The organism is uncultured Shimia sp. (genome assembly GCF_947493595.1).
Taxonomy (GTDB): domain Bacteria; phylum Pseudomonadota; class Alphaproteobacteria; order Rhodobacterales; family Rhodobacteraceae; genus Shimia.
On record NZ_CANLRL010000008.1, the window covers coordinates 71,462 to 86,987 of the forward strand.

The window sequence follows — 15,526 nt, forward strand, 5'->3', positions numbered from 1 at the left end:
CCCTGGGTCCGGGCACACATCTGTTGAGGGTTGGGGCGCATAGGCGATCCCATGACAAATTTGGAGGGGTATCATGGGATATCGTGGTCGTGGCTATCTGAAAAACAAAGACATGGAGGTGGATGCCTCCGGTGCGTCCCACGGGCAATTCATCTGGACCCGAAGAGGAGATGATGAAGTGACCGGGTCTAATCACAGCGATTTTATTTTCACGGGCCGCGGGGACGATACGGTTGAAGGCGGCGGCGGCAACGACGTGATGTTTGGCGGCCGCGGAACCGATACCGCGGTCTTCTCAGGTTCTGTACTGGACTACAAAGTGCTCAGCTTTGGATGTGGGCGCTGGAACCTTGTCCAGGGGGCCGACGGCTATGATTTCCTGCATAGTTTTGAGGTCCTGCAGTTTGACGATTTCACGCTGGACTTGAGATCCAACAACGACCCGCTGGTCATCCTGCGAGATGACGGTCTGGAGACATCGCAAGGCGAGCCCTTGAGCTTTCAGGTGGATTTTTATGATCTGGACGGCTCCACCGTGGAACTGGTTTCGGCCAGCGTCACCGGCGGCGGCACCCTTACCACGCATAACAGCGGCGCAAGCCAGGTTGGGCAAATCGGTGTCGGCGGCGGGACAACCATCTCTTTTGATCCAGGCAGCGCTTATAACAATCTTGGCGCCGGTGAAAGCACCACCGAAACGGTCACGCTTGTCATCTCGGATGGGCAGGGCGGCACCACCACGGTGACCTATGACATTACCATCGAAGGGCAAAACGACGCCCCTTTAGCTTTGGCGGTTTCGGCGACCGCGACAGAAGACAGCCCCATTGTTGTGACCGCGGACTACAGCGATGTTGACGCCAACGATACGCACAGCGTCTCCATCGACACGACCGGCACATTGGGCGCTGTCACAAACAATGGGGATGGCACCTTCAGCTATGACCCTACCGCAGCATTTGACAGCCTTGCCTTTGGAGAAACCGCAACGGATACATTTACGTACACAGTAGATGATGGCAATGGCGGCACATCGACGGAGACCGTGACTATTACCGTTCAGGGGCAGAATGATGCGCCCATTGCCATGGCCGTCAGCGACACAGCCGATGAAAACGGCTCCACAATCACCGTGACAGCAGATTTTTCAGACATCGATGCCTCCGATACACACACGTTTAGTGTTGATACAAGTGGCACGCTCGGCACTGTGATCAACAATGGCGATGGCACCTTTGACTATGATCCCAACGGGGCCTTTGAGAACCTCGCCGGCGGGGAAACCGCTACAGACACCTTCACTTACACGGTGGATGACAGCAATGGCGGCACCGCCACTGAGACCGTAACTATCACAATTCAAGGCCAAAATGACGCCCCGGTGGCGCTTTCCGTGGGTGCCGTGGTCAGTGAGGACGGACCGGTTTTGACAGTCTCGGCCGATGTCTCTGATGCAGACACCTCCGACACCCATACCTTTGCCGTCGACACAACCGGTACACTTGGGTCGGTGACCAACAACGGCGACGGTACTTTTAACTATGACGCCAATGGCGCTTTTGAGAGCCTCGGGGTCGGGGAAACCGCAACCGACACGTTCACATATACGGTGGATGACGGCAACGGCGGCACTGCGACAGAGACTGTTACAGTGACGATCACCGGCCAGAATGACGCTCCGATTGCTGAGGCGGTTGTTGGTGAAGTTGCCGAAGACCCTGCGGCTTTCAGTTCGGCAAGCGTCGGAGCCTACACGATCCCCAACTACGGGCGGTTTTACGTCTATGACTTTGACACCGGCACAGCCATTTCGATCCCGCGAGACGGCGGTGCGAATAACACCTATGACCAGCTCGCAGCCCAATACTTGAGCGACGGCAACGGCGTGGTTATGCAAGCCAACCCCAACAATGTTGGATGGGGGTTTGCAGCTGTCGTCTATGTGGATGGGGTCGGAGACTTCGTTGATGCCTCCACCTTTGATGTCATAGGCGGCAACGGCGATGAAGACCGCTCCAATGGAGACTGGATTGCGTTTGGCGACAGCAACGAGAATATTGACAGCATCGAATTTGACATCGTTGGACTTGATCTGGGCAATGGTTACTCAGTGGATGCGCAGGTTTCGATTGGGCCATTGAACTATGAGTATTATACGACCGACGACCTGCGCGTGGATGGCGCACAGTTCAGTTCGACACTGAATGGCCCTAGCCCGTCGGTCACGGTTGCGGCTGACGTCACCGATCCGGACAGCGATACTTTTGTGTTTAGCGTTGATGACAGCGGAACCCTTGGGTCCGTTGTCAACAATGGCAATGGTACGTTCACCTATTCGGCTGACGGCATGTTCGAACATCTGGATAATGGCGAAACGGCCACCGATAGCTTCTCCTATACGGTTGATGACGGAGAAGGCGGTTTGGATACCGAATTGGTCACCATCACCATCACAGGTTCTGACGATTTCTTGTTCGCCTAGTTGGCAAGCAGGGAGGCGCCTCTTCAGTGAGGCGCCTCCAGCGGTTTGGGTGAAATAGCGGGGCAACTTCTAATCTCTGAATCGCGCTCGTCTCGATATCTCAAAAAGTCTACCTTGCGATGCTGCGGTGAGGCGTTTTGGCGTCCAGCCAATATCCGCTAAGGGCGGTCTACGAGACTCTGCAAAGTCCGCATCCTGCCCATGGCTGCCCACAAAGAGCTAGGCTGGGCGCTCAGCTCTTTGCCTTGGTTCAGGTCGCCAACAATTAGCGATCCCACCCCAGCCGTTCTGCGCGATCCGCGACCATGGCGGCGAGCCCATGTGCAAACTGAAAAGACGGCGCAAACAGGTCGTCCTCATCGACCAGAAACACTATCTTCGCCACCTCGGTCCTCGAAAACAAAAGGCGCCCATGGGCGCCCAAAACAAAATCAACATATGACCACAATGCACACTCGCACCACAAAATACGGAGTACATCGAGGCTTCGCGAAATCTTTAACTCGATTTCGCGAGAACTATACCCAGATCTACAGCCTCAGTGCGTCCAGGCCCCACGCCGATTGGTGGCAAAGTTCTCGCCATAGCCGCCCTGCCGGATGTTGGCCTTGCGCTTGTGCGGCTCCATCACCTGCACCTCAATGTCGTTTTCCCGCGCATAGGTGACAGCCGCTTCTTTGCTGTCAAACTTCAGACGCACTTGGCTTTGCGTGTCGCCAGAGCCGGTCCACCCCATCAGCGGATCAATGTCTTTGGCTTCTGACGGACCATATTCCAACACCCACTGGTGGGTCTTGGCGGTTCCGGACGACATTGCCGTGCGGGCTGGCTGATAGATACGTGCAATCATGGGGCACTCCTTCGCTTGCCGCTTTATCACGGATTCTACGCCATCGGGCAAGAGGCCAATCTTAGACAAACCGCCGCAAAGCCACTGCATTTCCATATATTTCTAAGGAGAAAGCTTGCAAGCAGCCCAAGGTCCGGACCAAGCCGCGGGGAGCGAGGGGTGTAGGTGCAGTTTGGACTGGAGACCTTAACGGGCTGCTTGCTGAGTTGACCATAGCGAGGATGCCAATCATTTGGCAAGTGCAACATATATTTAATTTCATAGATGGGTGGAATTTTGTTCTAAAATTACCAAAGCACCCACAATTTCTTACCAAAAGCGGCTCCGCCATGCTTTACCATGGGTAACTTCACCCCAATCGCACGCATTTTGGCCGACCAAACAGTTAACATTTTCTGCGCATGCAAAGCACTTTTTTGCGCACCGCAGCATCTCCGCCCACAAAACCCTTGATCACAACTGCGCTTTCGCCCTTGCATAAGAACAAAAAGAGACCAAAATCGCGCCAACGACTCTTTCCAACACGGGACGCCACGATGAGCGATGCAAGCAACCTGCCCCAGATGGCCGATCGCGCGGCCCAACGCCGCCCCAAGCTTGAGGGCGGCAAGCGCATTGTCATGCACACCGAGTTTGAACCGGCTGGCGACCAACCCACCGCGATTGCTGAACTCGCAGCAGCCATTAACGAGGGCGAACGCAACCAAGTCCTGCTGGGTGCCACCGGCACAGGCAAAACCTTCACCATGGCCAAGGTGATCGAGCAAACTCAGCGCCCGGCCATCATCCTTGCCCCCAACAAAACCCTCGCCGCGCAGCTTTATGGCGAGATGAAAGGCTTCTTCCCGGAAAACTCCGTCGAATACTTCGTCAGCTTCTATGACTACTACCAGCCCGAGGCCTATGTGGCGCGCTCTGACACCTTCATCGAGAAGGAAAGCCAGATCAACGAACAGATCGACCGCATGCGCCACTCAGCTACGCGAGCTTTGCTGGAGCGCGACGACGTGATCATCGTTGCGTCTGTCAGCTGCATCTACGGCATCGGCTCGGTGGAAACCTACTCCGCCATGACCCTCGACCTGAAAGCCGGCGGCGAATATGACCAGCGCCAGGTCATCGCCGATTTGGTGGCCCAGCAATACCGCCGCAACGACGCTGCCTTCCAACGTGGTTCCTTCCGTGTGCGCGGCGACAGTCTGGAAATCTTCCCGGCCCACCTCGAAGACCGCGCCTGGAAACTGTCTTTCTTTGGCGAGGAGCTGGAAAGCATCACCGAGTTTGACCCCCTAACGGGCGAAAAAACCGGCACGTTTGAGCAGGTGCGCGTCTACGCCAACAGCCACTACGTCACACCCAAACCCACGCTGACCCAAGCCATCATCAACATCAAAAAAGAGCTGCGCACGCGGCTTGATCAACTGGTCGACGAAGGCAAATTGCTCGAGGCCCAACGGCTGGAGCAGCGCTGTACCTTTGATCTGGAAATGATGGAGGCGCAGGGCTTCTGCAACGGCATCGAAAACTACTCTCGTTACCTCACTGGCCGCGCGCCGGGCGAGCCCCCCCCCACCTTGTTTGAATTCATCCCTGACAACGCCATTGTCTTTGCGGATGAAAGCCACGTCTCCGTGCCACAAATCGGCGGCATGTATCGCGGCGACTACCGCCGCAAGTTTACACTGGCGGAACACGGCTTCCGCCTGCCGTCCTGTATGGACAACCGCCCGCTGAAGTTTGAGGAATGGGACGCCATGCGCCCCCAATCCATCTTTGTCTCCGCCACCCCATCGGCGTGGGAGCTGGAGCAATCCGGCGGCGTCTTTGCCGAACAGGTAATCCGCCCCACCGGCCTGCTGGAACCCGTGATCGAAATCCGCCCGGTGGAGATGCAGGTTGACGATCTACTGGATGAGGTGCGCAAAGTCACAGCTGAAGGCTTCCGCACATTGGTCACCACGCTGACCAAACGCATGGCCGAAGACCTCACCGAATACCTGCACGAACAGGGCATCAAGGTGCGCTACATGCACAGTGACATCGACACGCTGGAGCGCATTGAAATCCTGCGCGACCTGCGCCTTGGCGCGTTTGACGTGCTGATTGGCATTAACCTGCTGCGTGAGGGGCTTGATATCCCCGAATGTGGGCTTGTGGCCATTCTGGACGCCGACAAAGAGGGCTTTCTGCGCTCTGAAACCTCACTGGTGCAAACCATCGGCCGCGCCGCGCGCAACGCCGAGGGCCGCGTGATCATGTACGCCGACCGCATCACCGGCTCCATGGAACGCGCCATGGGCGAAACCGAGCGCCGCCGCGCCAAACAGATCGCTTACAACGAAGAGCACGGCATCACCCCCCAGACGGTCAAAAAGAACGTCGAGGATGTGTTGTCTGGCCTCTATCAAGGCGACACCGATCAATCCCGCGTCACCGCCACCATCGACAAGCCATTGCACGGCGCCAATTTGGAGGCTGTGCTGGACGGTCTACGTGATGATATGCGCAAAGCTGCCGAGAACCTCGAGTTTGAAGAGGCCGCCCGCCTGCGCGATGAGGTCAAACGTCTGGAGGCGGTGGACTTGGCCGTCGCCGACGACCCCATGGCGCGCCAGTACGCGATCAAGGCCGCTGAGGAAAAAGCGACCAAAAGCCGGGGCCGCTCTATGGCTGGTCGGGCTGGGCAACGCGGTGGCAATGTGAAGCGGCGGGGGCGGTAACCCCCTACCCCGGCCCTAATCCGGGGCTTCTCCCTGCAATCTCTGTAGGGTGCGCATTCACTGCGCACCGCCTCATTCACAACAGAAGGGCCAGCGCCGGACCGGGGGCTGGCGCACACGACGTCCCAAGTTGGCACTTTATGTCCGCCACGTGTCTCCCGCCCTCTCCAGCGGGCTCGACACTCGCAAAAGCGCCGGCCCATGGGGCCGGTCCGGCGCTGGCCCGGCGGCGCAAAGCGCCTTGTTCCGGGCTGCAGAAGATTCAACAATAAGTAGAACAGACTCTTCGACAATGAGCCAATGATGAAACCAGCCGAATTCCATGACCAAATTAGAATTGCCTGCGGAGATGCACGCCCTTGCTCCGAAGATTACTTTATCTGCATCGACGGAGTAAGCTACCCACTGGAAAATCTTCCAAGAGGTAAAGTCACTGCGTGTTTTGGCTCCGGAATTAGTCAAAAAGTGTTCGACACGCTCTGCGCGGCAATTGATCCTACGTTTCTTGCCTTTAAGGAGTTGCGAGCGCATGACTTAACAGCCCTTACTGGCTTCTCTAACCTGCGAGGCCTAGAGCTGTTTTGGTGTCCAAAGCTTGAAAACTTGAACCCCCTTGGCAAACTTGCCAATCTTGAACTTCTGGAATTGACTGACTGCAATAGGGTAACGGATCTCTCGCCACTCTCTCAGCTTTGTGTCAGTTCTTTGGCTGTAGAAGGCGGTATGTGGAAGCCGACAAAAGTGAACACGCTCGAGCCACTGGCTCGCATGGCAAACCTAAAGTGGCTCAGGCTAGCTTCATTAAAGTGCCATAAAGATGGGTTAAAGCCCTTGGCTAAAAATCAAAATCTAGAGGCCCTTCAACTACCTCTGACATTCCCAACAGAGGACTACGCGTTTTTGAAAGCCAAAATGCCAAACGTTCAATCAAATGCACTGCAGCCATGGGTAGATGCGACATTGCGTACTACGCAAGATGAACAGCAGCGTACTTCAGCACCCGAAGTCAGAATCACAGGCTTCCGAAAGCCGACCCTCGAGCAAGGCAAAGACAACGAACGAATAATGAAGTACGAGGCCGCATTTTGGAAACTGGTTAGGGAATTCCAATCGCCTGAAGATTGACGGTAAGGGACGGGCCTCGGAATTCTGCGACGTCAACTGCTCAACGCGATCCCAACGGGCCAAAAGTTCCGCGCCTGCACCGCCGTGCAACTCAGCTAGTCCTACGCCTTATACCCCTCCGAGGCCTCATAATACGCCTCAAACCCAATCCGGTCCCGCACCTCAGCAAACGACATCAGCGCGCTATCTTGCACCGTATCGGCCTTCATCGCCGCCAGGGTCTCCACCATCTGCTGCATCACCGCCGACAACAGCGTCAGCGGATAGGCCGCCAGGTTGAACCCCATGTCCGCCAGCTCCGCATGGGACAGGATTGGCGTGTCGCCACCTTCCAGCATATTGGCCATCAACAGCCCCGGCGTTTCCTCACAAATCAGGCGCATCTCCGCCACGCTCTGCGGCGCCTCAACAAAGATGATGTCCGCACCAAGCTCAAAGAACCGCTGTGCCCGCTCAATCGCCTCGCTCATGCCATGCGCCTTACGTGCATCCGTGCGCGCAAGGATCAGCACATCTTCCTCTTCGCGCGCATCCACCGCAGCCTTAATGCGGTCAAACGCCACCTCGCGTGCCACCACCGCCTTGCCCGGGGTGTGGCCACAACGTTTGGGCGCCACCTGATCCTCAATCATCACCGCCGCCGCCCCGGCCCGCGCCAGACCTTTCACGGTGCGGATCACATTCATCGCATTGCCGTACCCGGTGTCCCCGTCCGCCACAAACGGCAGGCTGGTCGCCTCCGATATGTTGCGCACGTGGTCCACCACCTCGCCATAGCTCATCAGCCCCAGATCCGGCATGCCAATGCGCGAGGCCGAGGCGGCAAAGCCCGACATAAACGTCATGTCAAACCCGGCCTGCTCAATCAGCTTGGCGGAGAGCGCATCATAACAACAAGGCGCCACCACCAGCTCTTTCTGCTCCAGAAGCGAGCGTAATCGTGCCGCGCGCAGGTTGCGCCCCTCGTTGGGTGCAATGCGAACTGTATTTGTCATGGTCAGTGTCCTTCCGCTCAGCGGGCCAATTCATACGGGATGTACAGCGCCAGCGCAGGCCAGAACCACAACAGCACCGCCACCGCCAGCATGATCGCCGCAAACGGCAGCGCGCCTTTCGCAACCTCCTGCAACCGCGCATTGGCCACCGCCTGAATGACAAACAGGTTCATCCCCACCGGCGGCGTGATCAACGCGGTCTCAATCAGCACCACAAAGAAGATGCCAAACCAGATCGGATCAATCCCGATGTTGAGCACCGCTGGCAAAAGCACTGGCACCATAATGAGCAGCATCGACAGGCTCTCCAGAAAGAACCCCATGAACAGCAGCACCAGGCCCACTGCGAGAATAAACAAGCTTGGGTTGGAGATGTTCTCCGTCAAAAACGCGCTGATCGACTGCGGGATCAGGTAGAGCGTGATCGCATAAGAAAACACCTTCGCCCCCGCCACAATGATCAACACCATCACCGACGTGCGCAGCGAGCCTTCGACTGCCTCCCGCAGCTTGGCCCAATCCATGCGCCCCATGGCAAAGGTCATGATCAGCGCAATCACAAAGCCCAACCCCGCGCTTTCAGATGGCGTCGCAATACCGGTGTAAATCGAACCTACGATCGCCACTGCCAGCGCCACCGTTGGCAGCGCCATCAACGAGCTTCGCGCGCGTGTGCCCCAATCGGCTTTGGGCATCGGTTGATAGGCACCCGAGAAGCGCGAAAATAACATCCCATAAACAATGAAGGCCCCGGCCAAAAATAACCCCGGCCCAATGCCCGCCAGGAACAGCGTCGGGATCGAGCTTTCCGTTACCACACCATAAATGATCAGCGGGATCGACGGCGGGATCAAAATCCCCAAAGTGCCGCCCGCCGCCAACATGCCGTAAACAAACGGTTTGTCATAGCCACGCTTAGACATCTCCGGGATCGCCACGGTGCCAATGGTTGCTGCGGTCGCCACCGAAGAGCCGGAAATGGCGGAGAACAACGTGCAGGACAGGATCGTCGCCACGCCCAGCCCGCCGGGCCAATGCCCGACCCAACTTTGCACCGCCGCATAAAGATCACGCCCCACCCCGCCTTTGAGCAAGACATTGGACATCAGCAAAAACATCGGCACGGCGAGGAGCTCAAAACTGTCCATCGAGCCATGCAACCGCTGCGGCACCGCCACCAATGGCAGGCCTTTCAGACCCAGCAGGATCACCCCGAGACCGCCCAGCGCAAAGGCCACCGGAGTGCGCAACAACAACAGCGCCATCAGTGCCACAAGAATGAGAACCGCTTCCATCAGTGCGCGCCCCCCATCACGTCATCGCCGGGCAAAGGCTCTGCCCACACGCGATACAGCTGCACTCCGCCCTGCAGCATCAACAAAGCGCTGCCGACCCAGACCGGGGCATGGGTGATCATCTTTGGCGGTGCCAGATAGGTGTCCGTGGTATGCCCCGCCATGGTGGCTTTCAGCCAAATCTGAAACCCGAAATAACAAGCCGTGCCGGCAAAAATGAACAACACGACAATCGCCAAAGTCTCCGCCAACCGGCGCCAGAGCGTGTTGGGGTTGCTCAACAGCACATCAATCGTGACCATCTCACGGTGCTTCAGCACATAGGCCGCGCCCAGGTACACCACCCAGACCTGCAACACCCGGCTGATCTCATCCACCCAAATGGTGGGCGCGTTAAAAACGTAACGCATAAGCACTTCAAACGTGATGAAAAAGCCGATGGCAAACAGGGTCCAGGCACAAATCTTGCCTGTAAACTCAGTGATGCCATCAATGATCCGGATGATCATTGGCCACTCCTTGCTGTGAATTTTCGCGGGAAAGAAAAAGGGGGACGCCATCCCTTAGGACAGCGCCCCCCCAAAAGGCTTAGTTGGTCATTGCGCCTTTCACAGCCGCAACCGCCGCCGCGCCGGTCTCGCCGGTTTCTTCAACAAAACGGTCCACAACGCTGGCCGTCGCCGCAACCCAGGCCGCGCGCTGATCATCAGACAGTTCGGTCACGGTCATGTTGGCTTTCATCTCATCCACGGTGGCCGCTTCTTCTGCGTAGATCTGATCACGCAGTTTTTGCTCCACTTCCGCCGCAGCCGCGTCGATGATGGCTTTGTGCTCAACAGACAAACCTTCGTAGACGTCATTGTTGATCACCGCGACAAACTCGATCGCGCTGTCAAAGGTCAGGGTCATCTGATCCATCACCTCAAACAGCTTGCGGGATTTCACCGCAGACGCGCCGGTCATGCCCACATCCACGGCACCCTGCTGATACGCGAGGAATTGTTTGGAACCGGACATCAGGGTTGGCGCACCGCCAAGTTCCTGCACGGTCCAGCCATGGACCTTGCCGTAGGTACGGACTTTTTTATCCGCAATATCAGCCGGTTCCACAATTGCGTCGCCGTTGGTCAGATACACGTTGCGACCAAATGCCTGCCACCACAGAATGCGGTTGTTGGTCTCTTTCAGGATCGCCGCGTCCAATGTCGCACGCATGTCAGAGCCTGGTGCAACAGCGGCGCGGATGTGGGCTTCGTCAGCAAAGATAAACGGGATCGACACCACGTCCACCGCAGGAACTGACCCGGCAAAACGACCAATAAAGGCAGAGCCCGCCTCAACTGCACCGCTGCCCACCGCACCTGGTACTTCTTTGTCTTTGAAAAGCTGCGCAGACGGGAACAATTGAATTTCCAGCGCACCATCGGATTTTTCTTCAACGATGCTGGCAAAATCCTGCCAGTTCTTGCCCAAGGAATGTGTTTCCGGCAGCTGCAAAGTCACCCGGATGGTCTCTGCAAAGCTGGCAACTGGTGCAACGCTGACAAGCGCGGCTGTCGCGGCGGCTGCAATCCAATGTTTCATGACGTCCTCCCAAAATCGTACTTATGAACGCTCAACCCTAGGGCGGCTTATGGAAACCGGGTCACAATTTTGAACGCCTGTTTCCGCTAACGCGCAACAGCGTTTCTTTTTGCGCGCAAATTGTAGGACCAAACGGTCAAATTTTGGACTGCAAGGAAATTTGCTTTCGTTGTATACAGTTACAACCGAGGAAGGAAACCGCTTTGGACGACGCCGACAAACGCATCTTGCGCGCTATTCAAGAACAACCAGAGCTCACAATGCGAGAGCTTGGCGAAGTCACCGGCTTAAGCCACACGCCCTGTTGGCGCCGCCTGAAACGGTTGCGCGAAGAGGGCTATATCACTGATAAACGGTATGTTTTGGACGCCCAGAAGCTTGGCTTCGACATTGTTGCCTTCTGTTTGGTGAAGCTGCAGAAGCACACACAGGAGTCGCTGGAGGAATTTGAAGCCGCCATCGAATTTCTGCCGGAGGTGGTGGAGTGCTACTCCGCCACCGGTGATCAGGACTACATCCTCAAGGTGCTCGCGCTCAGCGTGCGGGACTACGAGGAAACCATCAAACAGCGCCTGCTAAAACTGCCGCACATTGGATCCATCCGCACCAGCCTCGCGCTCAACGAGATCAAGAACACACCAGACGTGCCGGTCTGAAGCGCCAGCACGTCCGCGTAATTATCAACCTGACGCTGCGCCCAACCCTATCGCCGCATTGGCCTGACACCATGCCAATGCACGGTCACTCAAAAACGAACCAAGCTTCACCTCAACCTCCTGATGGTAGCTGTCCAACCAGGCGATTTCCGCCACTGTCAGCGCATCATAATCCAACATCTCGGTCATGATCGGCGCCCAGGTCAGATTGCGGAACCCAAAGAAGCCATTGTCCTCTTCGACAATCTCAAACAGGTTTTCGATACGGATGCCATAAAGCCCCGCCACATAGTGTCCCGGCTCAATCGACATCACCATACCAGGCATCAAATCCACCGCACTGACCGGCTTGCCAATCCGCTGCGGATGTTCATGCACCGACAGCCGATGCCCAATCCCATGGCCCGTGCCGTGGTCATAATCCAAGCCTAAGTCCCACAGCGGACGCCGACAGATGGCATCAATATGATGCCCCTGCGTGCCGCGCGGAAACTTCAACGTGGCCAGCGCATAGAACGCTTTGAACACTGCGGTGTAGGCCTGATCGTACCCTTCGGGCCGCTGCCCAAAGGCAAAGCTGCGGGTAATGTCGGTGGTCCCTGTCTCATACTGCCCACCACTGTCCAGCAGGTACGGAGCCTCCGGCAAGATCGCCGCGTTGCGCGTTTCCGTGGTGGCATAATGGCACATCGCGGCATTGCCGCCCGCCGCCGAGATCGTATTGAAACTCTCACTCAGGTAACTACCACTGGCCTGGCGAAACGCGTTCACCTGCGCCTCCGCCTCGCTTTCCCGCAGAGGATCGCCATTGGCCGCCCGCACAGGCACCGCTTCTGCCAACCAGGCCGAAAACTCGGTCACCGCCACGCCATCCTGAATGTGGCAGGCACGCATGCCTTCCAGCTCCACCGCATTCTTCAACGCCTTGAGATGCGTCAGGTAGCTGGTCCGTCGCTCAATCTTAGCACCAATCTTCTCCAGCGCCAGACACACCGCAACAGGCGAGAACTCAGGATCCACCAAGACCCGCTGTCCGGTTTTCACCGAGGCGCGGATAGAAGGCAAAAACCCATGTGGCGGCATGACCGAAATACTCTCCGGCAGGCTGGCCACCAGATCATCCGGCAGTTTCTCCGGCTCCACAAACCAAGTGACTGCGCCCGTGTCTGCCACCAACATAAAGGACTGCGGAATCGGCAAAAACGGCACATCGCCGCCGCGCACATTCAGGCACCAGGCAATGTTGTCCGGCTGCGTTTCCACATGAAACTGCGCCTGCTCCTGCGCCATAAACGTCGTCAGCTCCGCTACCTTCTCACTTGCCGTTGTCCCGGCAAACTGCACCGGCATCGCGCTCACCTTCTCCATGGGTGGCGGTGGCTGCGTGTCCCAAATGAAATCCACCGGATTGTCATTTTGTGCCGCCAGCTGCACGCCTGTCTCCGCAAGGGCCCCGGCAAAGCGATCGTACCAACTCGGCGGCAAATGCATCGGATCAAACCCAACGCACCACCAATCTCCGGCCTGCTCCGACAGCCACGCCTCCGGCGGCTCCTCAAACAAGTGGCGGAAGGAAAACACCCCGCCCAAACACTCTTCGCGCACCTGCACGCTATAGCGCCCGTCCACAAACATCGCGACCTCATCCATGGTCACAATCGCCATGCCAGCCGATCCCGAAAACCCGGTCACATACTGCAACCGCTCATCATGCGGCGCGACATACTCGCCTTGATGGGCGTCATAGCGCGGCAGGATGAACGCATCCAACCCACGCACACGCATCTCCGCGCGCAACGCAGACACCTGCGGCGGCACAGTCTCGATCCCACAATCAGGCATGGTGGTTGATCTCCTCCGCATGGTGACAGGCCACCTCTCCCCGTCCCTCCAAGGCCCGCAATTCCGGGATCACTGTCCGGCACTGGGCTGTCACATGACGACAGCGCACATGGAACGGACAGCCGGGCGGCACATTCAGGGGCGACGGCAACTCGCCCTCCAACTGGATCGCCGCGCCTTTGTCATCGGGATCCAACGACGGCGCCGCGCTCAAAAGCGCCTGCGAATAGGGATGCGACGGCGCCGAAAATAACGTCTCACTGTCGCCAATCTCCACAATCCGCCCCAGATAAATCACCGCCACACGGTTGGACACATGCCGCACCAATCGCAGATCATGCGCCACAAACAGGATGGTCAGCTGCAGCCGCTCCTGCAGCTCAAGCAACAGGTTCACCACCTGCGCCTGCACCGACACATCCAAGGCCGAAACCAGCTCATCCGCGATCAGCACCTCCGGCTCCACCGCCAAGGCCCGCGCAATGGCAATCCGCTGACGCTGTCCGCCGGAAAACTCATGGGGCAACTTGTCGACCGCATCTTGCGGCAAACGCACCAGCTCCAACAACTCCGCAACCCGTCCGGCAATCTCCGCCTCCGGCCGCATCTGATGCACCCGCAGTGCTTCGGCCAGAATGTCGCCGGTTGTCATACGTGGGTTCAACGACGAGTACGGGTCCTGAAACATCATCTGAACACGCCGGTTGTAGCTGCGGTCCTTGCGCGCCGCCGCGCCAAAGATGTTCTCCGCGTCAAAGTGGATCTCACCGCTGGTCGGCTCATACAGCCGTACGATGCAGCGTGCCAAAGTCGACTTGCCACAGCCGGACTCGCCGACCACACCAAGGGTCTCGCCCTGCTGCAACTCAAGGCTCACACCATTGAGCGCATTCACCGCTTTACCCGGCTTGCGCTGCACCACATCCAGAAGGCTGCGCGACACCGGAAACGACAAATGCAGGTCGTCAATTTTCATCACAGTCTGGGTCATGCGGCATCTTCCTGTGTCGCGGGCAGTGGGTTGAAACAGGCGGTCTGCCGCCCAGGCGCAATGTCCTGCAAACTAGGTCGCGCGGTCTGACAGGCCTTTCCAGCCGCCTGACAGCGCGGCGCAAAGGCACAGCCTTTAGGCAGTGAAAACAGGCTCGGCGGCGTGCCTGGCACCGAATACAGCTGTGTACGAGGCGGCACGTCCTGCGGCACCGAGCGCATCAGGCCTTCAGTATACGGATGGCGCGGGGTTTGCAGCACCTGCCGCACGTCACCCTGTTCAACCACCCGTCCGGCATACATCACCGACACCGTGTCACAGGTCTGCGCCACAACGCCAAGGTCATGCGTCACCAGCACAACCCCCATCGACATCTCATCCGCCAGCTTCAGGATCAAATCCAAAATCTGCGCCTGAATGGTCACGTCCAGCGCGGTGGTTGGCTCATCCGCCAGCAACAGCTTCGGGCTCGCAGCCAAAGCAATCGCAATCATCACCCGTTGCCGCATCCCGCCAGAAAACTGGTGCGGATATTCGCCAAGCCGCGAGGCCGCCGCCGGAATGCCCACGTGATCGAGCATCTCAATTGCGCGGTCCCGCCGCGCCCGCCGCCCCAAATCGGTATGCGCCTTCAGGGTCTCGGTCAATTGCGTGCCAACGGTCAGCAGCGGATTGAGCGAGGTCATCGGCTCTTGAAAAATCATTGCAATCTCGCGTCCACGGATCTTGCGCAGCTGTCGTTCTGACATCGTAGTCAGCTCTTGTCCCTGCCAGCGCACGGACCCGCTCACCTCGCCATAATGCCGCGCCAATCCCAGGATCGAGCGCAAGGTCACGCTCTTGCCGGAACCACTTTCACCGACAAGCCCCTGCACCTGCCCTTTACCAAGCGCAAAGCTCACATCGCGAACCGCAGGGAGGGCAGTGCCGCCCCGGCTAAAGGTGGTGCAGAGGTTCTCTACTTCCAAAATCGGGTGATCAGCCAT

The 15,526-nt window shown here is 57.8% G+C and carries 12 protein-coding genes; 4 read left to right on the forward strand and 8 right to left on the reverse strand.

Features of this window, described 5'->3' with window-relative positions; all coding sequences use genetic code 11:
• The first annotated feature begins 73 nt into the window (after positions 1–73).
• Positions 74–2,482, forward strand: coding sequence for an Ig-like domain-containing protein (locus Q0955_RS16870; protein ID WP_299426591.1), 2,409 nt, complete (start codon positions 74–76; stop codon positions 2,480–2,482).
• 538 nt (positions 2,483–3,020) lie between these two features.
• Here Q0955_RS16870 and Q0955_RS16875 read toward each other — a convergent pair.
• Positions 3,021–3,332, reverse strand: a complete 312-nt coding sequence (locus Q0955_RS16875) for an ETC complex I subunit (protein ID WP_299426594.1) — start codon at positions 3,330–3,332, stop codon at positions 3,021–3,023.
• A 536-nt stretch (positions 3,333–3,868) separates the two neighbouring features.
• Here Q0955_RS16875 and uvrB point away from each other — a divergent pair.
• Both uvrB and Q0955_RS16885 read left to right on the forward strand, forming a co-directional pair.
• Positions 3,869–6,052: an excinuclease ABC subunit UvrB gene (gene uvrB / locus Q0955_RS16880; protein ID WP_299426597.1), complete on the forward strand. Its 2,184-nt coding sequence runs from the start codon at positions 3,869–3,871 to the stop codon at positions 6,050–6,052.
• A gap of 303 nt (positions 6,053–6,355) precedes the next feature.
• On the forward strand, positions 6,356–7,177 hold the full coding sequence (locus tag Q0955_RS16885) for a leucine-rich repeat domain-containing protein (RefSeq protein WP_299426600.1): 822 nt from the start codon (positions 6,356–6,358) through the stop codon (positions 7,175–7,177).
• 101 nt (positions 7,178–7,278) lie between these two features.
• On the opposite strand, the gene Q0955_RS16890 is transcribed toward Q0955_RS16885, so the two are convergent.
• The 4 genes from Q0955_RS16890 to dctP all read right to left on the reverse strand — a co-directional run bounded on the left by Q0955_RS16890 (position 7,279) and on the right by dctP (position 11,051).
• The gene (locus tag Q0955_RS16890; protein ID WP_299426603.1) at positions 7,279–8,172 is read right to left on the reverse strand and encodes an isocitrate lyase/PEP mutase family protein; all 894 of its coding nucleotides are present in this window, start codon (positions 8,170–8,172) and stop codon (positions 7,279–7,281) included.
• 17 nt (positions 8,173–8,189) lie between these two features.
• Positions 8,190–9,467, reverse strand: coding sequence for a TRAP transporter large permease (locus tag Q0955_RS16895; protein WP_299426606.1), 1,278 nt, complete (start codon positions 9,465–9,467; stop codon positions 8,190–8,192).
• Positions 9,467–9,976, reverse strand: a complete 510-nt coding sequence (locus Q0955_RS16900; RefSeq protein WP_299426608.1) for a TRAP transporter small permease — start codon at positions 9,974–9,976, stop codon at positions 9,467–9,469. Before Q0955_RS16900 ends, Q0955_RS16895 begins: the two co-directional genes overlap by 1 nt.
• 79 nt (positions 9,977–10,055) lie before the next feature.
• Complete coding sequence (dctP, locus tag Q0955_RS16905) at positions 10,056–11,051, reverse strand: TRAP transporter substrate-binding protein DctP (protein WP_299426611.1); 996 nt, start codon at positions 11,049–11,051, stop codon at positions 10,056–10,058.
• 203 nt (positions 11,052–11,254) lie between these two features.
• Here dctP and Q0955_RS16910 point away from each other — a divergent pair, with 203 nt between their 5' ends.
• Positions 11,255–11,707 carry an Lrp/AsnC family transcriptional regulator gene (locus tag Q0955_RS16910; RefSeq protein WP_299426614.1) on the forward strand — a complete coding sequence of 151 codons (453 nt, stop codon included), beginning with the start codon at positions 11,255–11,257 and terminating at the stop codon, positions 11,705–11,707.
• A 24-nt stretch (positions 11,708–11,731) separates the two neighbouring features.
• Here the strand turns inward: Q0955_RS16910 and Q0955_RS16915 are convergent, their stop codons facing one another.
• The 3 genes from Q0955_RS16915 to Q0955_RS16925 are packed head-to-tail and all read right to left on the reverse strand — an operon-like array spanning position 11,732 to position 15,526.
• The gene (locus Q0955_RS16915; RefSeq protein ID WP_299426617.1) at positions 11,732–13,549 is read right to left on the reverse strand and encodes an aminopeptidase P family protein; all 1,818 of its coding nucleotides are present in this window, start codon (positions 13,547–13,549) and stop codon (positions 11,732–11,734) included.
• Positions 13,542–14,540: an oligopeptide/dipeptide ABC transporter ATP-binding protein gene (locus tag Q0955_RS16920; RefSeq protein WP_299426620.1), complete on the reverse strand. Its 999-nt coding sequence runs from the start codon at positions 14,538–14,540 to the stop codon at positions 13,542–13,544. Before Q0955_RS16920 ends, Q0955_RS16915 begins: the two co-directional genes overlap by 8 nt.
• Positions 14,537–15,526 (reverse strand): ABC transporter ATP-binding protein, encoded by a 990-nt coding sequence (locus tag Q0955_RS16925; protein WP_299426623.1) that lies wholly within the window; start codon positions 15,524–15,526, stop codon positions 14,537–14,539. The genes Q0955_RS16920 and Q0955_RS16925 overlap by 4 nt, the downstream gene beginning before the upstream one ends.